The 9,571-nt window shown below is 69.8% G+C and carries 9 protein-coding genes and 2 pseudogenes; 3 read left to right on the top strand and 8 right to left on the bottom strand.

Annotation, left to right across the window (positions count from 1 at the left end):
- Positions 1-96: 96 nt before the first annotated feature.
- Positions 97-399: pseudogene (locus ACH4ZA_RS39700) on the bottom strand (electron transporter); the annotation flags it as partial.
- A gap of 159 nt (positions 400-558) precedes the next feature.
- Entirely contained in the window at positions 559-1,071 is a 513-nt protein-coding gene (locus ACH4ZA_RS39695) for a GNAT family N-acetyltransferase (protein ID WP_398433864.1), read from the bottom strand.
- 208 nt (positions 1,072-1,279) lie between these two features.
- Between ACH4ZA_RS39695 and ACH4ZA_RS39690 the strand changes: the two are divergent.
- A pseudogene (locus ACH4ZA_RS39690) lies at positions 1,280-1,486 on the top strand (ATP-binding protein); the annotation flags it as partial.
- Positions 1,487-1,538: 52 nt separating this feature from the next.
- On the opposite strand, the gene ACH4ZA_RS39685 reads toward ACH4ZA_RS39690, so the two are convergent.
- Positions 1,539-2,885 (bottom strand): hypothetical protein, encoded by a 1,347-nt coding sequence (locus tag ACH4ZA_RS39685; RefSeq protein WP_398433863.1) that lies wholly within the window; start codon positions 2,883-2,885, stop codon positions 1,539-1,541.
- Positions 2,886-3,339: 454 nt separating this feature from the next.
- On the opposite strand from ACH4ZA_RS39685, the gene ACH4ZA_RS39680 reads away from it, so the two are divergent.
- Positions 3,340-4,095, top strand: a complete 756-nt coding sequence (locus ACH4ZA_RS39680; protein ID WP_398433866.1) for a class I SAM-dependent methyltransferase — start codon at positions 3,340-3,342, stop codon at positions 4,093-4,095.
- A gap of 504 nt (positions 4,096-4,599) precedes the next feature.
- Here the strand turns inward: ACH4ZA_RS39680 and ACH4ZA_RS39675 are convergent.
- From ACH4ZA_RS39675 to ACH4ZA_RS39660, 4 genes are all read right to left on the bottom strand, one after another.
- Entirely contained in the window at positions 4,600-5,433 is an 834-nt protein-coding gene (locus ACH4ZA_RS39675; protein ID WP_398433862.1) for a class I SAM-dependent methyltransferase, read from the bottom strand.
- Positions 5,430-6,047 carry a DUF2064 domain-containing protein gene (locus ACH4ZA_RS39670; protein ID WP_398433861.1) on the bottom strand — a complete coding sequence of 206 codons (618 nt, stop codon included), beginning with the start codon at positions 6,045-6,047 and terminating at the stop codon, positions 5,430-5,432. Before ACH4ZA_RS39670 ends, ACH4ZA_RS39675 begins: the two co-directional genes overlap by 4 nt.
- Positions 6,044-6,814: a glycosyltransferase family 2 protein gene (locus tag ACH4ZA_RS39665; RefSeq protein WP_398433860.1), complete on the bottom strand. Its 771-nt coding sequence runs from the start codon at positions 6,812-6,814 to the stop codon at positions 6,044-6,046. Before ACH4ZA_RS39665 ends, ACH4ZA_RS39670 begins: the two co-directional genes overlap by 4 nt.
- 185 nt (positions 6,815-6,999) lie before the next feature.
- Positions 7,000-7,995, bottom strand: a complete 996-nt coding sequence (locus ACH4ZA_RS39660) for an NAD-dependent epimerase/dehydratase family protein (protein ID WP_398433859.1) — start codon at positions 7,993-7,995, stop codon at positions 7,000-7,002.
- Between the two features lie 585 nt (positions 7,996-8,580).
- Here ACH4ZA_RS39660 and ACH4ZA_RS39655 point away from each other — a divergent pair.
- On the top strand, positions 8,581-9,189 hold the full coding sequence (locus tag ACH4ZA_RS39655; protein ID WP_398433858.1) for a hypothetical protein: 609 nt from the start codon (positions 8,581-8,583) through the stop codon (positions 9,187-9,189).
- On the opposite strand, the gene ACH4ZA_RS39650 is transcribed toward ACH4ZA_RS39655, so the two are convergent.
- Entirely contained in the window at positions 9,071-9,511 is a 441-nt protein-coding gene (locus ACH4ZA_RS39650; protein WP_398433865.1) for a RidA family protein, read from the bottom strand. The genes ACH4ZA_RS39655 and ACH4ZA_RS39650 overlap by 119 nt on opposite strands.
- Positions 9,512-9,571 lie beyond the last annotated feature (60 nt).

Here is a 9,571-nt window from a genome sequence, read left to right as displayed (position 1 = left end):
GGCCGATTGACCCCCGTCGAGTACGAGACCATCATGACTCCACCCGCAGCTCTGGCTGCATAAACTCCGCTGTCACCTGATCCTGCAGCAGTCCCGGGAGCCGTCGGCCAGCCGTACGAGCTTCACCGTGCCCGATGTCGCATGCTCGTGGCTGATCAGCTCACCACTCGCCAGCGTCTGCGGGCCGGTGGCCGAGGGCTGCTCGGAGGGCTCGTGCGAGGGCGCCACAGCGGGAGGAGCGGAAGTCTCCACCACCCCGGGGAGGGCCTCCTCGACGGTCTCGTCCTGCCACAGCTTCCACGGCTGGAACCAGTACAGCCCGAAGCCGACCCCGCCGACTGCCGCCACCAGCACCGCGATGATCAACGGCCTGGTCAGTACCCTCCGCACGCGCCCCATCCCTGCCTCGCCTCCTGGGAGTCCGTCTGTCTCCCCCATTCAACGGGCAAGAGCGCCCGTCCCTCGCCCGGAAGGTGATGACGGAATCCTTACGACGCACTGGCAGACCTTCGACGGAATCCTCAGCCGGCTCGACGGACAAGCCTCCTGACCTGTATGTCAGACACCCCTGAGATCGACCCGCCAGTCATTGGATGTGAACCAGCAGCCTTTCGGATACTCGAACCTGACCGCACCGAGCAGCTCGAACCCCGCCTTACGGCAGACCGAATTGGACGCGGGATGATCCACGCTCGGAAATGCGTGCAGATACGGGTGCTGCCCCGCAGTACGGGCCGCTTCGATGACCGCACGGGCCGCCTCGGCGGCGATGCCCCGTCCCTGGAACTCAGGCAACACTCCCCACCCGGTCTCCCACACCGTCCCGTCATCCCACACACGCTCCCAGAAACCGATCGAGCCAACGGTGTCGCCGGAACCCACCAGCGTGACTCGGTACATCTGCCCCCGCTTCAGATCGACATAGCGGCGGTGCCGCGCGAGCAGCTGCTCCTCCGTCTCAGGACCACCCAAGTGCTCCATCATTTCAGGCGCATTGTTTCTCTGCAGAAGCCAGAAGTCGCCCTCGGCCCAAGGCTCCAGCCACACCTGTGGTGAATCCGTGATGTCCATGGGCACAACCTTAGGACGGGCATCCGACAGCCGCTCCGGACTGAGCATGGAGGACGGTGCCGACACTCACGCGCGCGAACGGTGGCTTGACATTGAGACCCGCATATCAGAGGCGTCCCGCGGGGACACATTCGCCGTCCCGGAGGTCTCGTCGCTGACCAGACTGAACGCGGTGGTCGGCGCCCGGGACATCGACCAGGCACGCCGCATGCTGCGGCTGCCCGCCATCCGCCGGCAGTTCAAGGAGATGGCCGACGGCGCCAGCCACGACCAGATGTCCTACCGCGGTTTCCTCGCCGAGCTGCTGATGGCCGAATGCGACGACCGGGCCAGGCACCGGTGCTAGCGCCGGATCCGGGCCACGGCCTTCCCCAGGGACAAGCCGCTGCGAGCCTTCGCCTTCGACGCGAATCCGAGGCATCGACCCGACCACCATGGTGCTTGGACGCGCCCTGCTGGAGTCGATCTCACCACCCTGTCAGCAGCAGGTGGTTGAGGAGCAGGGCGAGGGTGGCCTGAGCGGTGAGCCAGGCGCGGGGTCGGCTCAAGAACGCGCAGGCCGGGAGCAGCCACATCGCGAACGGCAGCCAGATGCGTTCCGTCTCCGCCTTGCTCATGCCGGAGAGGTCTGCGGCGAGGAGCGCGAGCAGGGCGGCGAGTACGAGCAGGACGAGACGGGGTTCGGCGTCGGGCCGGCGCAGGCACGTGCGCACTTGCTGACGGAGGGGAGCCGCGCCGGCTCGTCGCAGCCCGGCCACCGTCGCCGGACCCACGACGAGTACCGTGCACGCGAGATTCGCCCACACCCAGTACGCGTAGGGCCGGATGCCTCCGGCCCCTTGGTAGTAGCGGGTGACCAGCAGGTGGTACGCCTCCCACCAGTTGAAGCCCGCGATCGTGAACACCGCCGGGACGACGACGAATCCGGCGAGAACGTAAGGGAGGGGGCGCAGTCGTCGGGAGCCGAGCAGCAGGACGCCCCCGGCGATCACCGCGAACAGTGTCAGCCCGTACGAGAGATATGCGGTGAGGCCGAAGAGGAGCCCGGATGCCAGACCTGCCGACCGTGGCCGCTGTCCTGTGACGGCGAGGGCGAGGAAGGCGACGGCCCAGGCGGCGACCGCCGCGAAGTACCCGTCCGCGGAGGTGCCCATCCACACGGCCGCCGGAGCCAGGACCAGGAAGGGCGCAGTCCGGCGGGCGAGCATCTCCCCGGACAGCGCTCGTACGGTGACGAGGACCGCCACCGCCGCTGTCGCGCCGACGGTGATGCACCAGACGCCCGCCCAGGCCCCGCCGCCCAGCCCGATCCGGTCGAGGAGGACGAAGGTGAGGGTGGCCGCGGGAGGATGTCCGGCGACGTGCGCGGGCCAGGCGTCGGGTGAGTGGATCAGGATGTGCTGGGTGAAGTCCCGCAGGGCGGCGGGAATGTCGCGGAAGCGGTTGACCGGGTCGATGACCTGGAGGTACTCGTACTTGGTCGTCAGGCGCCGGGCGATTCCCCGCTGCCATCCGTCGACCAGGGCGAGCGAGAACGTCCACGCCATGGCGGTGCCCCAGGCAGTGCACAGCAGCGCACGCCACGGCAGCCGGGCGGCGAGGAGCGGCCCGTACGCGATCACGGCGAGGGCCACCATGATCGCGGCAGGGGTGCCGGGGCCGACGTGCGGCTCCCAATGGCCGTACAGCGGAGGCCAGCTGACATGCAGGTTTCCGTAACGGTGCTCCAGGACGGCGCCGATCACAGCCGCCGTCGTGACGAGCAGCGCTGCGGCCAGGGCCGCGGACAGGTCACGGAGAAGATCGCGGTTCACACCGGCACGCTAGGCCGGGGAAGGCCGGAGAAGGCTCAGGTGAGGCCGGACGTCAGCATTTCGTCATGAGTTGCGATCCCCGTCCGCGGCCGCTCCCGGCCTGCGGTCGAGGGACTTGCGCGACCATCGACCCCCCACCACCCACGGTCGCGCCGCACGGCGGCCCGAACCGGGCTCGGGTCCCGGCGGCTTCCAGATCAACACCTTCGTCTGGCCAGGCGGTCCGCGGTGCTCCTTCACTGAGCACATTCACCCTCCACGGCAACCCCGCGAGTGACATTACCTCTCACGAACGTCTTCCCAGCCAACCAGTCGGTGACATCCACTCAGACGAACAACTGGCAACTCACAAACACGGTCAGAGCCACCCTTGCGAAAATTGTTGGTGCCCGGCTTGCTCCGCTGATGGACTGACGTCCTACCGTGAGTCTGCCGCGTGACGGAGGTAGTGGTTGTGACGGGTTATGACGTGCTTGCCGAGGTGTACGAATGGCTCATCTCGGATGCGAAGTTGCCTCCCGCCGAGTTCGCTGCGTCGTTCGACGACGTCCTCGATCTCCTGCCGTCGAACGCTCGCGTCCTCGACTGTTCGTGCGGAACCGGACAGTTGGCGGTTGGCCTCGCCGGTCGTGGCATGCAGGTTGTCGCAACTGACGCCAGCGAGGCGATGGTTCGTCGGACTGCAGCGTTGTCTGAGGAGTTCGGGGCATCCGTCCGGGCCGTAAGGGCGAACTGGGAGGAGTTGCCCGACCATTTCCAGGACAGCACGTTCGACATGGTGTTCTGCGTTGGCAACTCGCTTCACCATGCCACGAGCGCGACCGGCAGGGGTGCTGCTCTGGAGTCGATGTCACGGCTTCTGCGCCCCGGCGGGCGCTTGGTGCTCACATCCCGCACTTGGGAACTCGTGAGGGCCAGAGGTTCCCGGCTGGAGATCGGTGACCGACTCGTCCGCCGGCACGGTCGCGATGCCGTCGTGGTCTATCGCTGGGAGATTGCGCCGCATTGGGAGGAGGAGCACCACATCGAGATTGCGATCGCGCAAGTCGATGCGACCGGGTTGGTTCTTGTCCGCTCGGAACTGCTGTCCTGCTGGCCCTACCGGTACGAGGAACTCGAAGTCGAGCTGCACCGGGTCGGACTCCAGACGGAACTGAGCACGTTCGATCTCGAGGCCGAGAACTACCTGGTGGTCGCGAGCAAGGTATGAACACCGGACTCTCAGTCCCTGGCCGGACCGCGCGGTTGCTCCCAGGCGCTTACTCCCTCTCATCGGTGCGGGTTCACGTGGTCAACGCAACGCCTCGGACGAGGAGTGCTCGTCGATGGGACGGCGGTAGATCCGCGGTAACGGTGTGGCGCTGTTTCCTGGTCGCGTCCAGATCAATGGGCAGGATCTCGTCGATCAGCAGCGTGAACGGATCCCGCTTCGACGGCGGCGCCGAAGCGGTTGTCGTGCGTGGCTGCGGCCAAGCCGAGGTAAGGGCCCACGACCAGGTGCGCGAACCGCGTTCCCTGCTACCTGCTCGCCCTGTTCGTCAACGGCGAGCCTCTCACCGCGGACCACGGCTGCCCGGCGCGGACCGGGTCGTCGCCCGGGGCCTGGGAATGGGCAGCCGCCGGGAGTGGACGGTCTTCGTGCGCGTCCCGGCGGCGCTCTCGGGCCTCTGCCGCTGAGTTGGCTTCCGCTGACCAGCGGGCAGGTGGCGGAGCGCTACAGTTCCGCCGCCACCCTGTCCGGCGAAGGATTCCCGTCCCGCCGGCATTTGATCATGGCGGTGCCGTTCGGTGGCTCGGCGGTGGTGCTCCGGATGCGGTCCCTGCCGTTGCGCAGGGCGACGAACGAGCGGCCACCGGTCGTCCACTGGCGCTCCGGGCGCCAGCCGGTGCCTGTCGCGAGCCGGAGCAATGCCGGTGTGCCGAGACGGGCCCAGGGGAAGGGCGGGCCGGCTGTGCCGTGAGTGCCGGCGGTGAAGCTCACGACGTGCACGGTGACGCGTTCGTCGACCTCACCGTCCAGAACCGTCTCGGCTATCAACAGGCCGTCTCGGCTGAGGAGTTGGGACAACCGCCGGAGAAGGGCGGTCGGGTCGCCGCCGATGCCGACGTTGCCGTCGAGAAGGAGGATCGTCTCCCAGCGCCCTTCGGCAGGAAGCGGCTCGAAGACGGAGCGTTGCAGAGCCTGGCCGCCGAGCCGCACGGTGCGGGCGACGGCGGCTTCGCTCACGTCTACGCCGAGCACCGGCCGGCCCAGGGCCGCGAGTTCCGCGACGAGCCGCCCCGGACCGCACCCCACATCGAGTACGGCGCCTTCGCAGTGCTCCAGAACATCGAGGTCGGCAGCGTCGGCCCTGGCGCACCAGCGTTCCACCTCCAGCGGCAGAAGCCAGCCGTCGGTGCGACGAAGGAAGAGCGGACCCCGGCCGGTGACCAGGGCGTCGGAGTAGGGATCTGCAGCCCAGGGGCGCGGGGCGCCCATCGACGCGCCAGGCGCGACGCGATCCAGGGCGATCATCGTGGACGACGTGATCTCATGTGCGGTGCTCATCGGCCGGCAGCCGCCCCGAGACGCGCGAGTTCGGCGGCGAAGCGGCTCTCCGGGACAGCGGCGGCGACGGCCTCCGCGTCGCCGACGGTGTCCACGTCCCGCAGACGGGGCAGGTCGCGTACGCGAAGGCCCGCGACGGCCAGCCGTGCACGCTGCACGGCACCCGTCGCGGGCGTCGACATCGGCACACCCCGCAGCAGTTCGGGATCAGGGTGGGCGAGGCCCAGCGCCCAGAAGCCGCCGTCCTCGGCCGGCCCGAAATACGCGTCACAGCCGGCGAAGTCGACGGTGAGCAGCGCTGGCGTCACTTGCGGAGTGTCCATCCCGATGAGCAGCGCGGGTCCGTCGCAGCCGGCGAAGGCGGCGGCCAGCCGCTCGTCCAGACCCCCCGCGCACTGCGGGACGACGTCGAAGCCGGGCGGCAGCCAGGGGCCCGCAGCGCCGTCGAGTACCAGCACGCGGCGACGAGCGGGTGTGGCCGCCACCGTACGCAGGGTGTCCGTGAGCGCCGCCTCGGCGAGCTTCGCCGCTTCCCGAGGCGTGAACGGCGGGGTGAGCCGGGTCTTGACCCGTCCTGGCCGTGGTTCCTTGGCGATGACGAGGAGAGTGGTCACTGAGCGGTTCCTCCTGGGAGTACGGCGAACGATTCGGCGCCTGCCACGTCCCGGGGCGCCGGCGGTTCGGCCAGGACGCGGCCCATGTCCCGTACCGCCTGCCAGGTTCCGCGCCAGGTGCCGGTGACCTTGGAGGCACCGGTGCGCGCCAGGTAGGGCACGTCGTGCTCGACGACACGCCAGCCGGCGTCGGCCGCGCGCACGACCATCTGCAGGGGGTAGCCGCTGCGGCGGTCCGTGAGCGCCAGGGCGAGCAACTGTTCACGACGGCCGGCCCGGAGGGGGCCGAGGTCGTGCAGGCGCAGCCCCGTGCGGCGACGCAGCATCCGTGCCAGCGCCATGTTGCCGACCCGGGCGTGCGCGGGCCAGGCCCGCCGGACCTGCGGACGGCGCCGCCCGAGCACCAGGTCGGCCTCCCCGTCGCACACCTCGCGCACGAAGGGCACGAGCAGGGACGGGTCGAGGGAGGCGTCGCAGTCACAGAAGCACACGATGTCCGCGGTGGCCGCGGTCAGCCCCGCGTGACAGGCGGCGCCGAAGCCGCGGCGCGTCTCCCGCACGACGGTCGCGCCGAGGTCGCGGGCCAGCTCCGGCGAGCCGTCCGTGGATCCGTTGTCCACCACCAGCGCACGCCAGGTGGGCGGGATGCGGGCAAGGACCCAGGGCAGGGCCTCGGCCTCGTTCAGACAGGGAAGCACCACGTCGACAGTCGCCGCGGCCGTCCCCGCTTCCGATCGCGTTGCAGAATTGATCGTCACGGCTCTCACTTTACGAAGACAAAGGGTACGTAAGGGACTTCGGACCCTTACGAAACGCGGACGTCGAGTCAGGGAACAGGGTCCGGAGGGCGGCCGACGCAGCCGGTGCCCCCCGGCGACCCGCTGCTGCTCGACCACCGGCCGGTCGGCGGGACGCCGTCCGCCTCCTCCGCCGCGACAGGCCCGGCCGATGATCACTCCTCGCGCAACGCCGCTCGCGCGAACTCCCGCATGCCCTCCTCGAAGCCGACCTCGGCCTTCCAGCCCAGCTCGGCCCGCAAGCGCGACGAGTCCGCCGTGATGTGCCGTACGTCCCCCAGGCGGTACTCCCCCGTCACCACGGGCTCGGGCCCGCCGTACGCGGACGCCAGCGCCCGCGCCATCTCGCCGACCGTGTGGGGCTCCCCGCTTCCGGTGTTGTACGCCGACAGCGCTCCGGCCGGCGACTCGGCTTCCAGCGCCGTCACATTGGCCGCCGCCACGTCCCGTACGTGCACGAAGTCCCGCCGCTGCCCGCCGTCCTCGAAGACACGCGGTGCCTCGCCCCGGGCGAGCGCGGACCGGAAGAAGGAGGCGACCCCCGCGTACGGGGTGTCGCGGGGCATGCCCGGCCCGTACACGTTGTGGTACCGCAGCGAAACCGCCGTGCCGCCCGTCGACCGGGCCCAGGCCGAAGCCAGATGCTCCTGGGCCAACTTGGTCGTCGCGTACACGTTCCGGGGATCGATCGGAGCGTCCTCGCCGACCAGCCCCGGCGTCAGCGCCTCCTCGCACCGCGGGCACCTCGGCTCGAAACGCCCCGCCGCCAGATCCGCCACCGCCCGAGGGCCTGGTCGTACCACCCCGTGCCGTTCACACCCGTACGAGCCCTCGCCGTACACGACCATCGACCCGGCCAGCACGAGCCGCCCCACCCCTGCGTCGGCCATGGCGGAGAGCAGCACCGCCGTGCCGAGGTCGTTGCGCGACACGTACTCGACCGCGTCGTCGAACCCCTTCCCAAGACCCACCATCGCCGCCTGATGGCACACGGCGTCCACACCCGTCAGAGCGGCCGCGACCGCCTCCGCGTCGCGTACGTCCAGGCCGCCACGCAGGTCGAACACAACCGCCTCGTGCCCCCGTGCGGTCAACGCCTCCACGACATGACACCCGATGAACCCGGCTCCGCCGGTGACCAGTACTCGCATACGCGAACGCTAGGAGCACCTCCACGCCGCACGGCAGCAACGCGCCCATCACGTCACAGGTCCGTAAGACCTCGCCGGAAGCATCAGCCCATGGCGCATCACTTCGGGGCCGCAGGTCAGAGCAACGACGGGCCCATCGCGGCCGACTTCGCGGACATCAGCAAGGCGCCCCGAACGTGCGCCAGGTCCGCAGTCGGGCAGGCGTCTCGACCGTAGCCTTCGCCTCCCGATGCGGAGTCGACAAAAGGGGCCGGAACAACTCGGACGACGGCATCGTCGCTCCCGGTGTCAGCAACGGCGCCCATCACGTCCACGACTACGTGGGCAACCGCAAGGCGGACTTCCACTCGAGCAACGAGCATCAACTCAGGTCGCCGCTAAGGCTGACCCGCTCCACCCGAACCGTCGCCCCCGCGCTCTCACAGGTGTTCGCTCGGCCTCGCCACATGAACGGCGAGGCCGGTTCGTCGCGTTCAGCGGATCGGTCCCACTGGTGCTCGCCCCCGAGGAGGTGACACCGAACAAGATCTTACGAAGCCCTTACGCGGCCCCCCTCGCGTGACGTGACGCGCCTACGATCGCGATGTGTCGACCATCCGAAACATCGCCCTCGTCACCGCCGCGCCCCTTCTGCTGGCCGCGGCGGGGGCCGCGCACCCGCATGGCCTGTCCAGGGCGACAGCCGCGGACTGGACCCATCTGCACATCGCACTGCTGCCGGTCTTCCCGCTGCTCACGGCCGGCCTCCTCGTGCCGCTGTGGCACCGCCCCCGACCGGACCTCGCAGGCTTCGCCACGGTGATCGCCTGGACGAGCGCGTTCCTGTACGCGGCCTTCTACACCGGCCTCGACGCGGTGGCCGGTATCGCGGCGGGAACCGCGGTGGAGCACGCCACGGACACGGCGAGCATCGGCCCGCTCAAACACCCGCTCTACGACACGGGCGACTCGCTCGGGCAGATCGGCGCCTACGCCCTCATCGTCGCCGTCGTGGCCACGGCCGTCGCGCTCTTCCCGAAGCACGGCGCGCGCGTCGTTCCCGGCACGATGATTCTCCTGGTGGCCGGCTGGTCCTTCATGGACAGCCACATCTTCTGGCCCCGCGGCGTTTGGACCATGCTCGGCTTCGCACTTGGCTTCGCCCTGCTCGCCGCAGGGACCAGAGGGAGCGAGTCCGTTCCGCGCCGCACCTGAGCACCTCGATGAGCAGTTCACTGGCGGAGTTGGCGACCTGAGACTGCCGACCGAAGTCCGGCGTACTGGCCACGAGGACCGGCATCTGCACGACCCGGATCCGGCCCAGGTCACCCACCGCCCGCACAGCGGCGGCGAGGCAGTTGAGCGCGGCATGGCGCGCGAGCTCCCGCGCCGTCTCCAGCTCCATGTCCCGGCCGACAACGGCCTGACCCAGCAGCTCGCCGTCCTTGAGAGGGAGTTGGCCGGAGAGGCGGAGGGTGGAGCCCACCCGTCCGGTGGGGCACGAGGTGGGTGGTGCCGGCGAGGACGGGTAGTTCAGTCCCAGGGCTTGGAGCCGTTCTGAAGCCGAGTCGCCCTTGACGGTTCGAGGCAGGGGCTG

The sequence above is a fragment of the Streptomyces sp. NPDC020597 genome (assembly GCF_044335095.1).
Lineage (GTDB): Bacteria > Actinomycetota > Actinomycetes > Streptomycetales > Streptomycetaceae > Streptomyces.
The sequence above is the reverse complement of the archived record's forward strand: the minus strand, read 5'-3'. Positions and strand labels throughout refer to the sequence as shown.